Annotated in this window: 26 protein-coding genes (1 of these 26 running past the window's edge); 2 read left to right on the forward strand and 24 right to left on the reverse strand. The window is 50.8% G+C overall.

Annotation, left to right across the window (positions count from 1 at the left end; genetic code table 11):
• Positions 1-610: the 3' portion of a polysaccharide deacetylase family sporulation protein PdaB gene (pdaB, locus tag M655_RS27050; RefSeq protein WP_025845218.1), read on the forward strand. It extends 161 nt beyond the left edge of the window; only the last 610 of its 771 coding nucleotides appear in the window; its start codon lies beyond the left edge, outside the window; it ends in the stop codon at positions 608-610.
• 117 nt (positions 611-727) lie between these two features.
• Here pdaB and M655_RS27055 read toward each other — a convergent pair whose 3' ends face one another.
• Positions 728-1,315 (reverse strand): KinB-signaling pathway activation protein, encoded by a 588-nt coding sequence (locus M655_RS27055; protein WP_026556986.1) that lies wholly within the window; start codon positions 1,313-1,315, stop codon positions 728-730.
• Positions 1,316-1,440: 125 nt separating this feature from the next.
• Here M655_RS27055 and gerD point away from each other — a divergent pair, with 125 nt between their 5' ends.
• Complete coding sequence (gene gerD, locus M655_RS27060) at positions 1,441-2,085, forward strand: spore germination lipoprotein GerD (RefSeq protein WP_005828783.1); 645 nt, start codon at positions 1,441-1,443, stop codon at positions 2,083-2,085.
• Between the two features lie 51 nt (positions 2,086-2,136).
• On the opposite strand, the gene salA is transcribed toward gerD, so the two are convergent.
• The 23 genes from salA to rpsH form a co-directional block, all read right to left on the reverse strand.
• A complete protein-coding gene (gene salA, locus M655_RS27065) occupies positions 2,137-3,240 on the reverse strand; it encodes an iron-sulfur carrier protein/transcriptional regulator SalA (protein WP_005828785.1) in 1,104 nt (367 codons plus the stop codon).
• Between the two features lie 119 nt (positions 3,241-3,359).
• Positions 3,360-4,076, reverse strand: coding sequence for an N-acetylmuramoyl-L-alanine amidase CwlD (gene cwlD, locus M655_RS27070; protein ID WP_005828786.1), 717 nt, complete (start codon positions 4,074-4,076; stop codon positions 3,360-3,362).
• A gap of 188 nt (positions 4,077-4,264) precedes the next feature.
• Positions 4,265-4,657, reverse strand: coding sequence for a 30S ribosomal protein S9 (gene rpsI / locus M655_RS27075; RefSeq protein ID WP_005828788.1), 393 nt, complete (start codon positions 4,655-4,657; stop codon positions 4,265-4,267).
• Between the two features lie 20 nt (positions 4,658-4,677).
• The gene (rplM, locus tag M655_RS27080) at positions 4,678-5,115 is read right to left on the reverse strand and encodes a 50S ribosomal protein L13 (protein ID WP_005828789.1); all 438 of its coding nucleotides are present in this window, start codon (positions 5,113-5,115) and stop codon (positions 4,678-4,680) included.
• 253 nt (positions 5,116-5,368) lie between these two features.
• Positions 5,369-6,103: a tRNA pseudouridine(38-40) synthase TruA gene (gene truA / locus M655_RS27085; RefSeq protein WP_005828791.1), complete on the reverse strand. Its 735-nt coding sequence runs from the start codon at positions 6,101-6,103 to the stop codon at positions 5,369-5,371.
• Positions 6,100-6,897 carry an energy-coupling factor transporter transmembrane component T family protein gene (locus M655_RS27090; RefSeq protein ID WP_005828793.1) on the reverse strand — a complete coding sequence of 266 codons (798 nt, stop codon included), beginning with the start codon at positions 6,895-6,897 and terminating at the stop codon, positions 6,100-6,102. The genes truA and M655_RS27090 overlap by 4 nt, the downstream gene beginning before the upstream one ends.
• A 2-nt stretch (positions 6,898-6,899) precedes the next feature.
• Positions 6,900-7,772, reverse strand: coding sequence for an energy-coupling factor transporter ATPase (locus M655_RS27095; protein ID WP_026556987.1), 873 nt, complete (start codon positions 7,770-7,772; stop codon positions 6,900-6,902).
• Positions 7,748-8,599 (reverse strand): energy-coupling factor transporter ATPase, encoded by an 852-nt coding sequence (locus tag M655_RS27100; protein WP_005828797.1) that lies wholly within the window; start codon positions 8,597-8,599, stop codon positions 7,748-7,750. Before M655_RS27100 ends, M655_RS27095 begins: the two co-directional genes overlap by 25 nt.
• Positions 8,600-8,780: 181 nt before the next feature.
• A complete protein-coding gene (rplQ, locus tag M655_RS27105; protein WP_005828799.1) occupies positions 8,781-9,140 on the reverse strand; it encodes a 50S ribosomal protein L17 in 360 nt (119 codons plus the stop codon).
• Positions 9,141-9,270: 130 nt separating this feature from the next.
• Positions 9,271-10,215 (reverse strand): DNA-directed RNA polymerase subunit alpha, encoded by a 945-nt coding sequence (locus tag M655_RS27110; RefSeq protein WP_005828801.1) that lies wholly within the window; start codon positions 10,213-10,215, stop codon positions 9,271-9,273.
• 156 nt (positions 10,216-10,371) lie between these two features.
• On the reverse strand, positions 10,372-10,773 hold the full coding sequence (gene rpsK, locus M655_RS27115; RefSeq protein WP_005828803.1) for a 30S ribosomal protein S11: 402 nt from the start codon (positions 10,771-10,773) through the stop codon (positions 10,372-10,374).
• A gap of 16 nt (positions 10,774-10,789) precedes the next feature.
• On the reverse strand, positions 10,790-11,158 hold the full coding sequence (rpsM, locus tag M655_RS27120) for a 30S ribosomal protein S13 (RefSeq protein WP_005828805.1): 369 nt from the start codon (positions 11,156-11,158) through the stop codon (positions 10,790-10,792).
• 21 nt (positions 11,159-11,179) lie between these two features.
• Entirely contained in the window at positions 11,180-11,293 is a 114-nt protein-coding gene (rpmJ, locus tag M655_RS27125) for a 50S ribosomal protein L36 (protein ID WP_003333770.1), read from the reverse strand.
• Positions 11,294-11,327: 34 nt separating this feature from the next.
• The gene (infA, locus tag M655_RS27130) at positions 11,328-11,546 is read right to left on the reverse strand and encodes a translation initiation factor IF-1 (protein ID WP_003333772.1); all 219 of its coding nucleotides are present in this window, start codon (positions 11,544-11,546) and stop codon (positions 11,328-11,330) included.
• A gap of 117 nt (positions 11,547-11,663) precedes the next feature.
• Entirely contained in the window at positions 11,664-12,410 is a 747-nt protein-coding gene (map, locus tag M655_RS27135) for a type I methionyl aminopeptidase (RefSeq protein ID WP_005828809.1), read from the reverse strand.
• Between the two features lie 7 nt (positions 12,411-12,417).
• On the reverse strand, positions 12,418-13,062 hold the full coding sequence (locus tag M655_RS27140; protein ID WP_005828811.1) for an adenylate kinase: 645 nt from the start codon (positions 13,060-13,062) through the stop codon (positions 12,418-12,420).
• Between the two features lie 61 nt (positions 13,063-13,123).
• Positions 13,124-14,419 carry a preprotein translocase subunit SecY gene (gene secY, locus M655_RS27145; RefSeq protein ID WP_005828813.1) on the reverse strand — a complete coding sequence of 432 codons (1,296 nt, stop codon included), beginning with the start codon at positions 14,417-14,419 and terminating at the stop codon, positions 13,124-13,126.
• Positions 14,419-14,859, reverse strand: coding sequence for a 50S ribosomal protein L15 (gene rplO / locus M655_RS27150; protein ID WP_005828815.1), 441 nt, complete (start codon positions 14,857-14,859; stop codon positions 14,419-14,421). Before rplO ends, secY begins: the two co-directional genes overlap by 1 nt.
• A 33-nt stretch (positions 14,860-14,892) precedes the next feature.
• On the reverse strand, positions 14,893-15,078 hold the full coding sequence (gene rpmD, locus M655_RS27155; protein ID WP_005828818.1) for a 50S ribosomal protein L30: 186 nt from the start codon (positions 15,076-15,078) through the stop codon (positions 14,893-14,895).
• A 16-nt stretch (positions 15,079-15,094) separates the two neighbouring features.
• The gene (gene rpsE, locus M655_RS27160; protein WP_005828820.1) at positions 15,095-15,592 is read right to left on the reverse strand and encodes a 30S ribosomal protein S5; all 498 of its coding nucleotides are present in this window, start codon (positions 15,590-15,592) and stop codon (positions 15,095-15,097) included.
• 18 nt (positions 15,593-15,610) lie between these two features.
• On the reverse strand, positions 15,611-15,973 hold the full coding sequence (gene rplR / locus M655_RS27165; protein WP_005828822.1) for a 50S ribosomal protein L18: 363 nt from the start codon (positions 15,971-15,973) through the stop codon (positions 15,611-15,613).
• A 32-nt stretch (positions 15,974-16,005) separates the two neighbouring features.
• Positions 16,006-16,542: a 50S ribosomal protein L6 gene (rplF, locus tag M655_RS27170; RefSeq protein ID WP_005828824.1), complete on the reverse strand. Its 537-nt coding sequence runs from the start codon at positions 16,540-16,542 to the stop codon at positions 16,006-16,008.
• A 36-nt stretch (positions 16,543-16,578) separates the two neighbouring features.
• Positions 16,579-16,977: a 30S ribosomal protein S8 gene (rpsH, locus tag M655_RS27175; protein ID WP_005828827.1), complete on the reverse strand. Its 399-nt coding sequence runs from the start codon at positions 16,975-16,977 to the stop codon at positions 16,579-16,581.
• Between the last annotated feature and the right edge of the window lie 24 nt (positions 16,978-17,001).

Below are 17,001 nucleotides of genomic sequence, written 5' to 3' on the forward strand. Positions count from 1 at the left end.
AGACACCAAGGAGAAGAAAATTGCTCTCACCTTTGACATCAGTTGGGGAGAAACCCGCGCACTCCCTATTCTCGATGTGCTGAAAGAAAAAAATGTGAGCAAGGCGACCTTCTTCCTGTCCTCTCCCTGGAGCCAGCGCCATCCGGAAATTGTGAAAAGGATCAAGGAGACGGGACTGGAAATCGGTTCGCATGGCCATAAACACGACAACTACAGCAAATACACGGATGAAGAAATTCGCAGCCAGATTGCGAAGGCCGATTCCATCCTGACAGAGATGACTGGAAAAAAACCGACCTTGATTCGGATGCCAAACGGCGATTTTGACAAGCGTGTGCTGGAAATCGCCAACCGCATGGGCTATACGGTCGTCCAATGGGATACGGACTCCAAGGACTGGATCGAGCCGAAAAAAGACGTCATCGTCCAAAACGTCCTGTCCAAAGCCCATCCCGGCGACATCATCCTGATGCATGCAAGCGATTCCGCCAAGGAGACGCACCTTGCCCTCCCCGTCATTATCGACCAGCTACGCAAGCAAGGATACGAATTCGTCACCGTATCCGAGCTGATCGCTGGCACCAGCATCCAGAGCAAAGAAGTCAATTAAACGTTCAAAAAACCTCGTCCCTCGCCAGCAGAAAACGTGGCTGCGCCAAGCCTTTGGCGAAGCCCTTTTTTGCTTATCCGAAAGAAAAATCCACAAAAAAAGCTGACCGGATAAAGGTCAGCTTTCTCTTTTTACCAAGCGGTGCAAATGCATCACTTGCCATACGTTGCAAAACAGTAAAGGGACGAGCATGGACAAGGTCGCATGCACGTTGTCTTCCTTCAGGGCCGGAATCCATTCCAGAGCCGTTACTACAAACATGAAAAACATCGTGGGAACCCACGCCGTTCTGTTCGTCAGCTTTACTTTTCCATAAGCGGCAGCCAGGGCGACAATCAGCAGCAAAACCGGCTCGATAAAGTACGGCCCGATTCCTTTTCCTTCGCCAAGCGACGTGTAGCGGAGGTAAATCATATCAAAAAAGACAAACAGGATGAAAAAAACTTGAACGCTCTTCCACAGGGAAGGGGTCTTGAAAATCGTTTTGGCAAAATAATTAATCGTCATATACGCAAAAAAACCCATCTGGGCCACAATACTAATGGTCATCCCATACAAAAGATACATCAGCGTGCCGACAAAAAAGTTGCCTGCGCTGCCTTCCAACAGCTTATCCAAATCAAAAATAAAGGCGACCAGGACGCCTCCCAGTCCACCCAAGAGCAACGTGGTGACAAAGAGCCAGCCATACTTTCGCAAACTCACCAAACATTCCCTCCATTCCACATCGAATATGATTGTACCAATGGATACAAGAAAATACTAGCGTAAGAACAAAACAAAATGCGCACGTTACTCTTAGGCAGAGTAAAGAAGGAGGTGTCCACCCCATGAGAAAAAAGGCATTGTCTTTTTGGCTCTCCGCAATTGTCTGTCTGGTACTATCCAGTTGCTCAGGCGGCGGGCAAGCGCAAGGTTCGTCTCAGCCTGATTATAAAAGCGTCAAAGACATGGTGCTGGACATATTGCAGACTGACGAAGCGAAGCAATCGGTTGGCAAGATGATGAAGGACGAAAAGTTCAAGCAAAGCCTGATGATTGACGAGTCCACTGTCCGCACCACTTTGATACAAAGCATGACCAATCCGAACAGCTCCCACATCAAAGAGGCCTTCAAAGACCCGAAATTCGCCAGCACATTGGCCAAGTCGATGAAGGACGAACAAAAAACGCTGATGAAGGATTTGATGAAAGACCCCGAGTACCAAAAGCAGCTCATCAGCGTAATGAAGGACCCCGAGTTTGAAAAAAATCTCATGGATTTAATGAAAAGCGCCGCTTACCGTCAGCAAACCATGCAGATTATGAAGGAATCCTTGCAAAGCCCGTTGTTCCAGGCGGAGCTGATGAAGATCATGACCAAGGTTTCCGAAGACCTGACAAAGCCGAAAGAACTGAAGCCTAAGAAAAAAGGCAAAGGCGGCGGCAGCGGGGAACGTGGAGAAAGCGGAGACTCCGGTGGCGAATCCTCCTAAGAAAAAAAGGTGAGCTCTCATCCAGAGCCCACCTTTTTGTATCTTTTGCGCTTATTTCTGCTCGCATTTTTCAATCACGCGTTTTGCCATGTCCCGATACAACTGGCCGATTTCGGAGCTTTCCCGATAAACAGAAGGAGAATAATCCGGCTCAGATGGGTGGTTGTCTGGCTGTCCCAACGGAATTTGCGCCAAAAGCTCGGTCGCCAGCGTCTCCGCCAGCTTCCCGCCGCCTCCACGGCCGAAGACGTACTCTTTGGAGCCGTCCTTGGCTTCGTACCAGGCCATGTTTTCCACGACACCGAGAATTTCGTGTCCTGTCCGTTTGGCCATCGCCCCGGCACGCGCCGCGACAAAAGCTGCCGTAGGATGCGGCGTCGTCACGACAATCTCCATGCTTTGCGGAATCATCGTGTGTACATCCAAAGCCATGTCACCCGTTCCTGGCGGCAAGTCCAGCAGCAAGTAGTCCAGCTCTTCGCCCCAATGCACTTCCGTAAAGAAATTGCGCAACATTTTTCCGAGCATCGGACCGCGCCAGATGATCGGCGAGTTGTCCTCTACGAAGAAGCCCATGGACATGACCTTCACGCTTTGCTTTTCTACAGGCAGAATCGTTTCGCCAATTACAGTCGGGCGCTGGTCGATGTTCATCATGTCCGGCACGCTGAAGCCGTAGATGTCGGCGTCGATAATGCCGACCTTTTTCCCCAAACGAGCCAGGGCCACGGCTAGGTTGACGGTGACCGTCGACTTCCCTACGCCGCCTTTACCGGACGTAATGGCAATAAATGTTGTGTTCGAGTCCTTGGCCAAAATCGGATTGAGCAGGGGAGCTTGTCCCGGCGTCATGTTGTGCGTTTGTCCGCCCTGGCTGTTGCGGAGCTGGGCGCTCAAGGCTGCTCGCTCCTCGTCTGTCATCGAGCCGAACTGCACGCGCACTTCCTCCGCTCCAAGCGCTTTCACAGCCCCTATGACGTCGTCTTCGATCTTGGCCTTGAGAGGACAGCCGGAGATCGTCAGAACGACTGTCAGGCTCACTGTAGCGCCCTCAACGCGGATGTCGCGGATCATGTTAAGCTCGACCAGGCTACGATTGATTTCAGGGTCCTTCACATCACGCAGCGCTTCCAGAATTTGTTCTCTGGTCAACATTGGTTGTTCACCTCATCTATATCGTCTTGGCAATCATTTTTCCCCAAACTTTACTTTGCAAGATGGTTTGCGCGTTCATTATAGCACATTCGGACGGGCGGGACACAGCCACCGCCCGCTCAAGGTGCAATTGGCGCCTTTTCGCCGGAGTACTGCCGCAAAATGCCCTGGTAGATGGCATTCGCCATCGCCTTTTGGTACTCCGGGCTTTGCAGCCGTTTCGCTTCTTCTGTGTTGCTGACGAATCCGACCTCGACCAACACTGCCGGGCAGTTGACCTCGCGAATCAGAAACACGTTATTGGTCTTGCTCGGAACACGATCCGTATTTCCCAGCACCCGCTTGATCTCATCCTGAATCAGATAGGATACTTCCGCACTTTTTTTAAACGCAGGCGAGTAAAACGTTTGCGCTCCCGACCATTTGGGAGACGGTATGGAATTGACGTGAATGCTGACCAAAAAATCGGGAGAGCTGTCGTTCACCAGCTTCACCCGGTTGCGAATGTCTTCTGCCTTTCTTCTTTTCGCCAGGTCAGCCTCCGGCGAAGCCAAATCCTTGTCTTCCTCCCGCGTCATGATGACAAACGCGCCTGACTGCTGGAGGAAATCGCGCAAGTACATACTGATTGCGAGCGTCACCTCTTTTTCTACCACATCCCCCGAGCTGGATACAGCGCCACCGTCTTTTCCCCCGTGGCCCGGGTCAATGGCAATAACGGTTCCTGTCAGCGGCAGTGACCATGCCGTCCACGACGAACGATCCGGTGATTCGTAGGTGAACAGCACCACCAGTAAAGCGAAAGCCAGTATCCAGCCTACCCCTTTTCGTGTCACGGCGTATCGTCCCCTTTGTCCCATTCTCGTTCCATCATATGGACAAACATGGACAAATATTCCACACATAAGCCGGATCGGCTCGGGGCTTGCTACGTGCAACGGTTCGTCCTTTTTGCAGCGTTTTTCCAAATAGCGCAAAAAGGCTCCCGAACCGTAAAGTTCGAGAGCCTTGGCAAACGTAAATATTAGCGTTTGGAGAATTGAGGTGCGCGACGAGCTGCTTTCAAGCCGTATTTTTTACGTTCTTTCATGCGAGGGTCGCGAGTCAGGAAGCCAGCGCGTTTCAGAGCGCCGCGCAGTTCTGGATCTGCTTTCAGCAGAGCGCGAGCAACGCCGTGACGGATTGCACCAGCTTGGCCAGTTGTTCCGCCGCCGTTTACGTTAACCAGTACATCGTAACGACCGAGAGTTTCAGTCAGAACGAGTGGTTGTTTTACGATCAATTTCAGTGTTTCCAAACCAAAGTAAGTATCCATTTCACGTTTGTTAATCACAATGCGACCTTCACCTGGAACCAGGCGAACACGTGCTACGGAGTGCTTACGACGACCTGTACCGTAGTATTGTACTTGTGCCACGTATATTTCCTCCCTTTACCTTAACCGCGAATTTGCCAAACTTCTGGTTTTTGTGCTGCATGAGGATGCTCAGTGCCAGCGTAAACTTTCAGCTTAGTGAACATTTGACGTCCCAAGCTGTTTTTAGGCAGCATGCCTTTTACAGCCAGTTCGAACATACGAGCTGGTTTTTTGTTCAGCATGTCGCCAGCAGTAGTCTTTTTCAGACCGCCTGGATACAGGGAGTGAGTGTAGTAGATTTTGTCTTGCAGCTTGTTACCAGTCAATTTCACTTTGTCAGCGTTGATTACGATTACGAAATCGCCAGCGTCAACGTGTGGAGTGAATTCAGGTTTCAATTTGCCGCGCAGGATAGAAGCTACTTCGCTTGCCAGACGGCCCAGCGTTTGGCCTTCTGCGTCAACGATGTACCATTTGCGCTCAACTTCGAGCGGTTTCGCCATATATGTGGTACGCATTTTTGTCCCTCCTAAATATCTTACCTTTACATGTCCATCTACTTATAACCAAAACAGCCGAAACTTGCAATGGAAGATAATTGCTGTTAACGGGTGAGCAACTCTTCCAGGTGTTCCATTAATCACGATCTTGTCTTTCAATCCCGGGGCTAGAGTGGGGCTAGGCGGGGTTAAAATACCAAGGAATATCGTACTACATCGCAGTCTCGTAGTCAAGTGCCTCCACCTGGTCTAATAGTTGGAAATCCGTCTGCTAATAGACGACTTCCCACATGGTCAAACCTTTGGCTGGCGCTGTCTTTCCTGCCATCTCCCGATCACGTGCCGCAAGGATTTTTTTCAGCTCATCGGGATGGCGTTTGCCTTGCCCGACCTCCACCAAGGTGCCCACAATAATGCGCACCATGTTGTACAAAAAACCGTTGCCGCGGCACGTTACCCACACTTCGCCGCCAGAGCGCTCCACAGTCAGGCTATACACGGTTCGCACCTTGTCCTCGACAAATGTCTTCGCCGAGCAAAAGGACGTAAAATCGTGCTCTCCGACCAAATGACGGGCCGCCTGCTGCATCGCCTCCACGTCCAGCGGAAAGCGGATGTGGTCGGCATAGCGATGGCGAAATACATCCGCCACAGGGTTGTTGTCGATGCAATACCGATACTCCTTCACCCGCACGTCAAAACGGGCGTGAAAAGACTCTGCCACCTCTTCTACAGACCGGATCACGATCGCATCAGGCAGTTGATTATTGAGCACAAACCGCCACTTGTCCAACGGGATGTGGCTGTTCGTATCAAAATGAATCACCTGTCCGCGCGCGTGCACACCGGCATCGGTACGACCCGAACCGTGGATTTGGATATCCTCCCCTGTGATTCGTTTCAGAGCGGCTTCGATCTCTCCCTGCACCGTCACCTGATCGGGCTGCACCTGAAACCCGCTGAAGTCTGTTCCATCGTATCCCAAAACACAGCGCAACCGCTTCATGCACGCCACCACCCAATCGCAATCGCGAGCAAGACTCCGGCGACCGCCATTCCGGCATCTCGCCATGAAAACGCCAGCTTGTGCAGCCTGGTCCGCCCGACTCCGCCGCGATAGCCGCGCGCTTCCATCGCCAAAGCGAGATCCTCTGCCCGGCGAAACGCGCTGACGAACAGCGGGATCGCGATCGGAATCAGGTTTTGCGCTCGCTTGACGAGACTTCCGCTCGTAAAATTGGCTCCCCTGGCCGTCTGCGCCTTGATGATTTTATCCGTCTCTTCCATCAGGGTCGGAATGAAACGGATCGCAATCGACATCATCAGGGCGATATCGTGCACCGGAACGCCAATCCGGCTAAACGGCCCGAGCAGACGCTCCAGTCCTTCCGTCAAATCGATCGGAGACGTGGTCAGTGTCAGCAGCGAGCTAATCACTACCAGAAGCCCCAAGCGCAAGGAAATGAAGATCGCTTGCTGCACCCCGCGTTCCTCGACTGTGAACCAGCCCCACTGGAAGTACACCTCGCCGCCTTTTGTCAGGAAAATGTGCAGGACGACGGTAAAGACGATCAAGATCCATACCGGCTTCAAGCTTTTCAGGATGTACCCAAGCGACAGCCTGGAGAGCAGTCCGGCATACAGGGTAAAGGCGACCAATACTGCATAAGTGAGCGTATTGTTAGCCAGAAAGACGAGCGTGGCAAAAAGAATGATAAAGAGCAGTTTGCTTCGCGGATCCGCGCGATGTAAAAAGGAATGCCCAGGTACGTATTGACCAATGGCAATATTCTGCAGCATGCCTAGCCCTCCTTCGGTACGGCCAGTCGTTCCAGCAGATGGGCAAGCAACTCTTCCTCCCGATAAACGGAGCTTGGCAGACTTTCCTCGTCCGGCAGCAATTGATTCAGCCTCGACACAAAAGCGACTGTCTCCGGCACATCCAAAGCGAGCTCGCGGAGGCGTTCTGCCTGCATGAAGACTTCATCCGGCTTGCCCTGCAAGGCTACCGTGCCCTGTGCCAGCACCAGCATATAGTCGGCATACCTCGCCGCCTCCTCCATGCTGTGAGTGACCAATAGCGTCGTCAGCTTTTGCTCCTGATGAATGCGGTAGATCGCTTCGAGAATCAACTGACGTCCCATCGGGTCCAACCCTGCCGTCGGCTCGTCCAATACAAGCACTTTTGGCTGCATGGCCAGAACTCCCGCCAACGCGACACGGCGCATTTGTCCGCCACTCATATGAAAAGGCGAACGGTCCTTGACTTTTTCGTAATCCAGTCCAACGATTTCAAGAGCCTCTCTCACGCGGGCGTCTACCATCGCTTCCGGCAAATCGAAGTTCGAAGGCCCGAAGGCAACGTCTTTCGCCACCGTTTCCTCAAACAGTTGATGCTCCGGATATTGGAAAACAAGCCCGATGTTTCGCCTTTGCTCGTGAGGCAAACGCTGCTTCGAGGTGATAACCGTGTTGCCCAAGGTAATTTTCCCAGCGCTAGGCAAAAGCAAGCCGTTCAAATGCTGGATCAGCGTAGACTTGCCAGAGCCGGTCTGCCCGATAATCCCTACAAACGAACCGGATGGAATCGTAAACGAGATGTCGTGCAAGGCTACACGCTCAAACGGTGTTCCTTTTGCGTAAATATGGCTTACCTGGTCAAAAGTAATCTGCATACGTGCTCCACCAGCTCCTCTTGGTGCAGTACAAACGGTAGATCAATCCCTTTGGAAGCCAACATGTGTCGGAGGCGGACGGCAAATGGCACATCCAGCCCTACCGCTTTCAAACGTTCTACCTGGTTGAACACGTCACCAGGCGGCCCTTCCATCAGAACTTCTCCGGCATTCATCACAACGACCTTGTCCGAATAGACCGCTTCTTCGGGAAAATGGGTAATGTTGATGATGGTGATCCCTTCGTCGCGATTCAGCCGTCTGACCAGTTGCAGCACTTCCTGCCTGCCCTGGGGATCGAGCATAGCCGTCGCTTCGTCCAGGATGATGACCGATGGCCGCATCGCCATAATGCCTGCGATCGCCACGCGCTGCTTTTGTCCACCTGACAGCCGGTGCGGCTGCGCCAGCAAATACGGCTCCATCCCTACCGAGGCCAGTGCTTCATCAATACGCTGTCGCATCTGCTCAGGCTCGACACCCATGTTTTCAAGCCCAAAAGCCACATCATCTTCGACTGTTGCCCCGACAATCTGATTGTCAGGGTTTTGAAAGACCATGCCTACATGGCGGCGTATCTCCCACACCAGTTCTCCTTGGGACGTATCCATTCCGCTGACGAGAACTTTGCCGCCCTCAGGCAGCAGCAAAGCGTTCATCAGCTTCGCCATCGTAGACTTGCCTGAACCGTTATGGCCCAATACAGACACAAAGGAACCTTTTTGAATGGTCAGGTCGACGTCCTTCAATACCGGGACACGGCTGCCATTCTCGTCATCATAGGTATAGGAAACATCTTGCAGTGCCAGCAGGTTCTCTTCATTCATGAGGCATCCACATCCTCCCCAGCCTTCGCAGACTAGCAGGATTTCTCCTTATAGAAAGAAAAAAAGGGTTGAATCAGAGTCCAGCCTATGACCAGATCTGCCCCCACCCTTTTCACGGTCTATTACCGGTATCGAGGTTGTGTCTCGCTCCCCATGTAAAACGACCAATTTCTATCCATTATTAAACGAATTCGATGTACGCCATCGGAGCAGCGTCGCCGCGGCGAGGGCCGGCTTTCAGGATACGAGTGTATCCACCGTTGCGCTCTTTGAAGCGAGGCGCGATTTCATCGAACAGTTTTTGTACAGCATCGCGACCTTCTGCATTCGCAACTTCTTTGCGAACGAAAGCAGCAACTTGACGACGAGCATGCAGATCGCCGCGTTTCGCGAGCGTAACCATTTTCTCAGCGATTGGGCGCAGTTCTTTCGCCTTCATCTCTGTAGTTTCGATGCGCTCGTTGATGATTAGGTCAGTTACCAAGTCGCGGAACAACGCTTTACGAGCTGCACTACGACGACCCAATTTACGGTATGCCATGTCTTTACCTCCCTTTTCAAGCTGGCAACACTACGTAGAAAACTCTACTGTCGGGAAGCCAGATCTGTACTCCCCCCTAAAAGGGGACAGACTCGAGAGAACGAAAGCCTGCTTGTCAGGGTTTGCTACTCTAGTCGTCGCTACGCAGGGACAGGCCGAGTTCAGCCAGCTTTTCCTGCACTTCTTCCAGAGATTTGCGACCCAGGTTGCGGACTTTCATCATGTCCTCTTCGGTCTTCTGCGTCAGCTCTTGCACGGTATTGATACCGGCACGCTTCAAGCAGTTGTAGGAACGAACAGAAAGATCCAGCTCTTCGATAGTCATCTCCAACACTTTTTCTTTCTTGTCTTCCTCTTTTTCAACCATGATCTCAGCATCTTTCGCCTCATCGGTCAGACCGACAAACAGGTTCAAGTGCTCCGTCATGATTTTTGCGCCGAGACTTACGGCTTCTTCCGGACTGATGCTGCCGTTAGTCCAAACCTCAAGTGTCAACTTATCGTAGTTGGTCATTTGCCCTACGCGGGTATTTTCCACTTGATAGTTAACGCGCTTGATCGGCGTATAGATCGAATCAATCGGAATCACACCAATAGGCAGATCCTCGGACTTGTTTCCATCTGATTGAACATAACCACGACCACGTCCAGCTGTCATGCGGATATGCAGACGACCGCCATTGGCCAACGTTGCAATATGAAGATCAGGGTTTAAGACCTCCACATCACTGTCAGCACGGATATCCCCCGCTTTGACAACGCCTTCGCCTTCTGCATCGATCTCGATTACTTTTTCTTCATCGGAATGGATCTTCAGCGCCAAGCCTTTGATGTTCAGGATGATCTCGGTTACATCTTCAACGACGCCTTCTACCGTAGAGAACTCGTGAAGAACCCCGTCGATTTGAACAGTACGAACTGCCGCGCCTGGCAAGGACGAAAGAAGAATCCGTCTCAGCGAGTTGCCAAGGGTAGTTCCGTATCCGCGCTCCAGAGGTTCTACAACAAATTTTCCATACGAGTTGTCGTCGCTAACTTCCACAACCTCGATTTTTGGTTTTTCTATTTCTATCATTAAACAAACCCTCCTTCAAAACGTCGAAATCCTTGGGTGGGCCGCATACGTGCCCACTCAGGAATTTCCCCGGCGGTTTACCGTTTGCGTGCATGACAAGCTATAAATCAGAATTTACCATTCTAGTATGGACATGTTCTGAACAATATAAACCAGTTACACGCGGCGACGTTTTGGTGGACGGCAACCGTTGTGCGGAATTGGCGTCACGTCTTTAATCATGTTCACTTCAAGACCAGTTGCTTGCAGGGAACGGATCGCTGCTTCACGACCAGCACCTGGGCCTTTTACCGATACTTCAAGGGAACGCATGCCATGTTCCATAGCAACACGTGCAGCCGCTTCAGCAGCCATTTGCGCAGCAAACGGAGTGCTTTTACGGGAGCCTTTGAAGCCGAGGGAACCAGCGCTGGACCAAGAGATCGCGTTACCGTGTGGATCTGTGATGGTTACAATCGTGTTGTTGAATGTGGAGCGGATGTGCGCTACGCCGACTTCAACATTCTTGCGATCACGACGACGGGTACGAGTTGCTGTAGCCTGTTTTCTTTTCGCCATGTCAGTTTACCCTCCTTTACTTCTTCTTGTTAGCTACTGTACGACGTGGGCCTTTACGTGTACGAGCATTTGTTTTAGAACGTTGACCGCGAACTGGCAGTCCACGACGGTGACGGATTCCACGGAAGCATCCGATTTCCATCAGACGTTTGATGTTCAGGGAGATCTCACGACGGAGATCGCCTTCCACCTTCACGTTCTTGTCGATGTACTCACGCAGTTTGCTAACTTCTTCTTCTGTCAGATCGCGAACACGAGTGTTCACATCTACGCCAGTAGCGGACAGAATTTTTTGAGACGTGGGGCGGCCAATACCAAAAATGTAGGTAAGAGCAACTTCAACGCGTTTTTCGCGCGGCAAGTCTACGCCTGCAATACGTGCCATGTGTCAAAAGCACCTCCTTGTTTACCCTTGTTTTTGCTTATGCTTAGGATTTTCACAAATAACCATTACGTTACCTTTACGACGGATAACCTTGCATTTCTCGCAGATCGGTTTAACCGAAGGTCTCACTTTCATGGTTCTTGCCTCCCTTTTCTAGGGGTTTTGCTTACTATTTATAGCGGTACGTAATACGTCCGCGGGTCAAGTCGTACGGCGACAGTTCAACAGTTACTTTATCCCCCGGCAGGATACGGATAAAGTGCATGCGGATTTTTCCGGAGACGTGAGCGAGGACTTTGTGTCCATTCTCCAATTCCACTCGAAACATAGCGTTCGGCAAAGGCTCAATTACTGTGCCTTCTACCTCAATTACATCATCTTTTGCCATGGTAAACTCTCCTTTCTTCTGCTCTTCAGTCGGACCATGAGTTTTGCGAAACGATCACACAACGAACTTATCGTCGACACGTTGGACGACAATCCCGAATCACTCGGAACTCCCGCTTTATGTTCGTGTAAAAATCTCATAGCCATCTTCCGTAATCGCGATGGTGTGTTCAAAATGAGCACATGTTTTCCGATCCAATGTTACTACCGTCCAATTGTCCTCCAATGTGCGGACATAACGTTCGCCGGCATTTACCATTGGCTCAATTGCCAACACCATGCCTGGTTTTAACCGTGGACCCCGATCAGGCGGGCCGTAGTTAGGAACCTGCGGATCTTCGTGCAAGTTTTGCCCAATCCCATGCCCCACATACTCGCGGACGAGTGTGAAGCCGGCAGCTTCTGCGTGAACTTGAATGGCGTGGGAGATATCGGACAACCGTCCGCCAGGAACAGCTTTTTCAAGCCCCTTGAACAGCGATTCTTCCGTTACCCGCAACAGCTTTTCATTTTCCGCTGAAATTTTGCCGACCGGATACGTCCAAGCGGAGTCTCCATGGTACCCTTGGAACTGGGCACCGATGTCGATGCTGATGATGTCTCCTTCTTGCAACGCCCGTTTCCCTGGGATCCCGTGTACGAGTTCTTCATTGACTGAAGCACAGATACTACCTGGAAAGCCACCGTAGCCTTTAAATGATGGAACTGCTCCCATGCTACGAATAAATGTCTCGGCAATTTCGTCCAGCTGCTTTGTCGTGACACCAGGCTTGATCGCCTTGGCCAGCTCTTGATGGGTGAGTGCGACGATACGACCAGCTTCGCGCATAACCTCAAGTTCTGCTTTCGACTTCAGGATAATCATTCGGCAATTACCCTCTTAGCAATGACTTAATTTCCGCAAACACTACCTGGATATCTTGTTCCCCATCGATATCTCGCAGGAGTTCCTGTGCGGAGTAGTAGTCGATGAGTGGCTGAGTCTGAGCGATGTTGACATCAAGGCGCTGTGTTACCACTTCGATCTTGTCGTCATCACGCTGATACAGCTTACCACCATCTTTGTCACACACGCCAGCCTCTTTTGGAGGATTGAACATCGTGTGATAGCTAGCTCCACATACAGGGCAGATCCAGCGACCGGTCAGACGTTCAATCAATTGCTCGCGACGAACGTTGATGTTAATCACATGATCGATTTCGCGTCCCAGCTCTTTGAGGGTAGCTGTCAACGCTTCTGCCTGTGGAACCGTGCGCGGAAATCCATCGAGCAGGAATCCCTTTGCGCAGTCGTCCATCGAGAGGCGCTCCCGCACAATTCCGATGACTACTTCATCGGGAACAAGCAAACCTTTATCCATAAAGGATTTGGCTTGCAGTCCGAGCGGCGTTTCGTTTTTAACCGCTGCCCGGAACATGTCGCCAGTCGAAATGTGCGGGATGTCAAACTCTTTTACGATACGTTCTGCCTGTGTTCCTTTACCCGCACCAGGCAGCCCCATCAGAATTATATTCACGTCCATTCCCTCCGTCCCATAAAGAAAAGCTACAGAGGCTTTTCTGTAAACATCTAAGTCATTACTTGATAAACCCTTGGTAATGGCGTTTGATCATCTGGCTTTCGATCTGCTTCATTGTGTCAAGGGCTACCCCAATCACAATCAAGAGCGAAGTGCCGCCGATGTAAATCTGCTGCGGCAGGTTAGCCAGCTTACTGAAGAAGAATGGCAAAATAGCAATTGCCATCAAGAACAATGCGCCAGCCAATGTTAGACGGTTTAGTGTACGAGTAATGTAAACCTCAGTGTTTTTACCGGGTCGGATACCAGGAATGTAACCGCCATTTTTTCTCATGTTTTCAGCCATTTGCACAGGGTTTATCTGAACAAATGTGTAGAAGTAGGTGAAACCGAGAATCAAGATAGCGTACAACGTCATTCCCAACGGTTCGTTCACTTGGAAGTTGCGATAGATCCAGTTGGCGAACCCAGTTCCGGATGAATCCACCCAGAACTGCGCGATTGTCGACGGGAACAGTACCAGCGAGACGGCAAAGATTACAGGAATAACACCGGCAGAGTTGATTTTCAGCGGAATGTGTGTGGATTGACCACCGTACATTTTACGTCCAACCACTCGCTTCGCGTATTGCACTGGAATTTTGCGGATACCTTGCTGCATAAAGATAACCCCGACAATAATAGCGAGGATCACCAGCAGAATGATCACAACTTTGACGATGCTGAAGAAGATGTTCTGAGAAGGATCACCGAACTGTGTGGTGTAAATCGTCGAAATTCCAGTTGGAATGTTAGCGACGATCCCGGCCACGATCAGGATCGAAATCCCGTTACCGATTCCCTTCTCCGTAATCTGTTCCCCCATCCACATCATGAATGCGGTCCCAGCCGTCAGTGTCAACGCGATGAGTGCATAGCTGCCAACGGAAGTGTCGTTGAGCAAGCCAGGCGCCATATTATTGAAGCCGATTGTCATCCCTACAGACTGAATCAAACCGAGGACGATTGTCGCGTAACGGGTAACAGTAGCGATCTTGCGACGGCCAACTTCCCCTTCGCGTGCCCATTGCGTCAGCTTAGGCACAACATCCATCGACATCAGTTGCATGATGATCGATGCCGTAATATATGGCATGATACCCATGGCAAAAATCGAGAAGTTTTGCAGTGCTCCACCAGAGAAGGTGTTCAACAAGCCCAACAAGTGGTTTGTGTTCTGCTGAAACAGCTCGACGTTTACGTTAGGAACCGGTACAAAGCTACCGATCCGGAAGACGACCAACATCATGAGAGTAAACAGGATCTTACGACGCAAGTCGCCAATCTTAAAAATGTTAGTTAAGGACGCTAACATTAGATCACCTCGGTTGTTCCACCGACTTGAGCGATCTTCTCAGCAGCAGCTCCGGAGAACTTGTGAGCTTTCACAGTCAGCTTCACAGTCAGTTCACCGTTAGCAAGAACCTTAACACCGTCGCGCAGCGCGCTGATAACACCAGTTTCTTTCAACAGCTCAGGTGTTACTACAGTACCCTCTTCGAAACGGTTCAGCGCGTCCAGGCTAACAATCGCAAATTCTTTGCGGCTGATGTTAGTGAAACCGCGCTTAGGCAGACGACGGTACAATGGGTTTTGACCACCCTCGAAACCAAGGCGAACTCCGCCGCCGGAACGAGCGTTTTGACCTTTGTGACCTTTACCAGCAGTTTTGCCAGTACCGCTACCGATACCGCGACCGATGCGCTTACGAGTGTGACGGGATCCTTCTGCAGGTTGCAGTTCATGCAATTTCATACGTTGCACCTCCTAACTAATTGAGATGTAGGGTTATGCTTCTACTTCTTTCACTTCAACCAAGTGCTTCACTTTGAAAATCATTCCACGGATTGCAGCGTTGTCTTCCTTCACTACAGTGGAGTTGATTTTGCGAAGACCCAGAGCTTTTACGGTATCTTGTTGGTCTACAGTGCGACCGATCAGGCTGCGTTTGAGGGTGATTTGCAATTTTGCCATGTTCATTCCCTCCTTATTAACCCAACAACTCGTCAACAGTCTTACCGCGCAGTTTCGCGACATCTTCCGCTGTTTTCAGACGGCCGAGGCCTTCCAGCGTAGCGTTGACCATGTTGATAGGATTGTTGGAACCAAGAGACTTACTCAAGATATCGCCTACACCAGCCAGTTCGAGAACGGCACGAACAGGTCCGCCAGCGATAACACCAGTACCAGGGGCAGCAGGCTTGATGAGAACTTTACCTGCACCGAATTGGCACATAACTTCGTGTGGAACAGTCGTTCCTCTCAGCGGTACACGGATCAATTTTTTCTTAGCGTCGTCAATCGCTTTGCGAATGGCGTCTGGAACTTCTTGAGCTTTACCCATACCAGCACCTACGTGGCCGTTACGGTCTCCCACAACAACCAGGGCGCTGAAGCTCATGCGACGTCCACCTTTAACCGTCTTAGCTACGCGGTTAACAGCGACTACTTTTTCTTCGAGCTCTAATTTGCTAGGGTCGATACGCATTCCTTACCCTCCTTGTTGTTAGAATTGCAGACCAGCTTCGCGAGCTGCTTCTGCCAGTGCTTTAATACGTCCATGATAGATGTAACCACCGCGGTCAAAAATCACTTCAGTCGCACCTTTTTCTTGTGCACGCTTAGCGATCAATGTACCAACAGCCGCAGCAGCTTCCACGTTAGCGCCATTTTTCAGGCCCAGCTCTTTATCGAGAGAAGATGCAGATGCCAGTGTTACGCCAGTTGCATCATCGATCAGTTGAGCGTAGATGTGCTTAGAAGAACGGAATACGTTCAGACGCGGACGGATAGCAGAACCAATCACGCGTTTGCGGATACGCAGGTGACGTTTTTTCCGAGCTTTGTTTTTATCAGCTTTCGTAAACATTAAGCGGCCTCCTTTCTCATGAAGCTAGAAGCTTATTTACCTTTTTTACCTTCTTTACGACGAACCACTTCATCGCTGTACTTGATACCTTTGCCTTTGTATGGCTCAGGTTTGCGCAGCGAACGAATTTCAGCAGCAACTTGACCAACGCGCTCTTTGTTGATGCCTTTTACCACCAGAGTGGTTTGGTTTGGTACATCGATTTCGATACCCGCTTCTGGAGTAACTTCCACTGGGTGGGAGAAACCAAGAGAAAGAGTAACGCCGTTACCGCTTTTCGCAGCACGGTAACCTACACCGACGAGCTCCAGAGTACGAGTGAAGCCTTCGGATACGCCTTTTACCATGTTGGCAACCAGCGCACGAGTTGTACCGTGCAGGGAGCGGTGAAGTTTGTTGTCGCTTGGACGCTCTACAACAACTTCGTTTTCAGAAATGTTGATTTTGATATCTTCATGGAAGTTACGAACGAGTTGACCCTTAGGGCCCTTTACCGTCAGCTCAGTTCCGTTCAGAGTGAGGGTAACGCCTGCAGGTACCACGATCGGTTTTCTACCGACACGAGACATGTGGTGCACCTCCTGTGCTTTTTTACATTCTGTTAATTACCAAACGTATGCAAGAACTTCTCCGCCAACATGAGCTTGACGAGCTTGCTTGTCAGTCATAACACCGTTGGACGTGGAGATGATCGCGCAACCGAGGCCACCCAAAACTTTAGGTACTTCGTTGTTTTTCGCATACACACGAAGTCCTGGTTTGGAGATACGTTTCAGACCTGTGATAACGCGCTCGTTGTTCGCACCGTATTTCAGGAATACGCGGATGATTCCTTGTTTGTTGTCCTCAACAAACTCCGCATCGCGGATGAAGCCTTCTTCTTTCAGAATGCGCGCGATTTCCTTCTTGATGGTGGACGCTGGGATCTCCACTTTCTCGTGGCGAACCATGTTAGCGTTACGAATACGTGTCAACATATCTGCGATTGGATCAGTCATAACCATGAGAGAAAACCTCCTTCCCGTTTC

This window comes from Brevibacillus sp. NSP2.1 (genome assembly GCF_000470975.2).
In the GTDB taxonomy this organism is placed as follows: domain Bacteria; phylum Bacillota; class Bacilli; order Brevibacillales; family Brevibacillaceae; genus Brevibacillus; species Brevibacillus agri.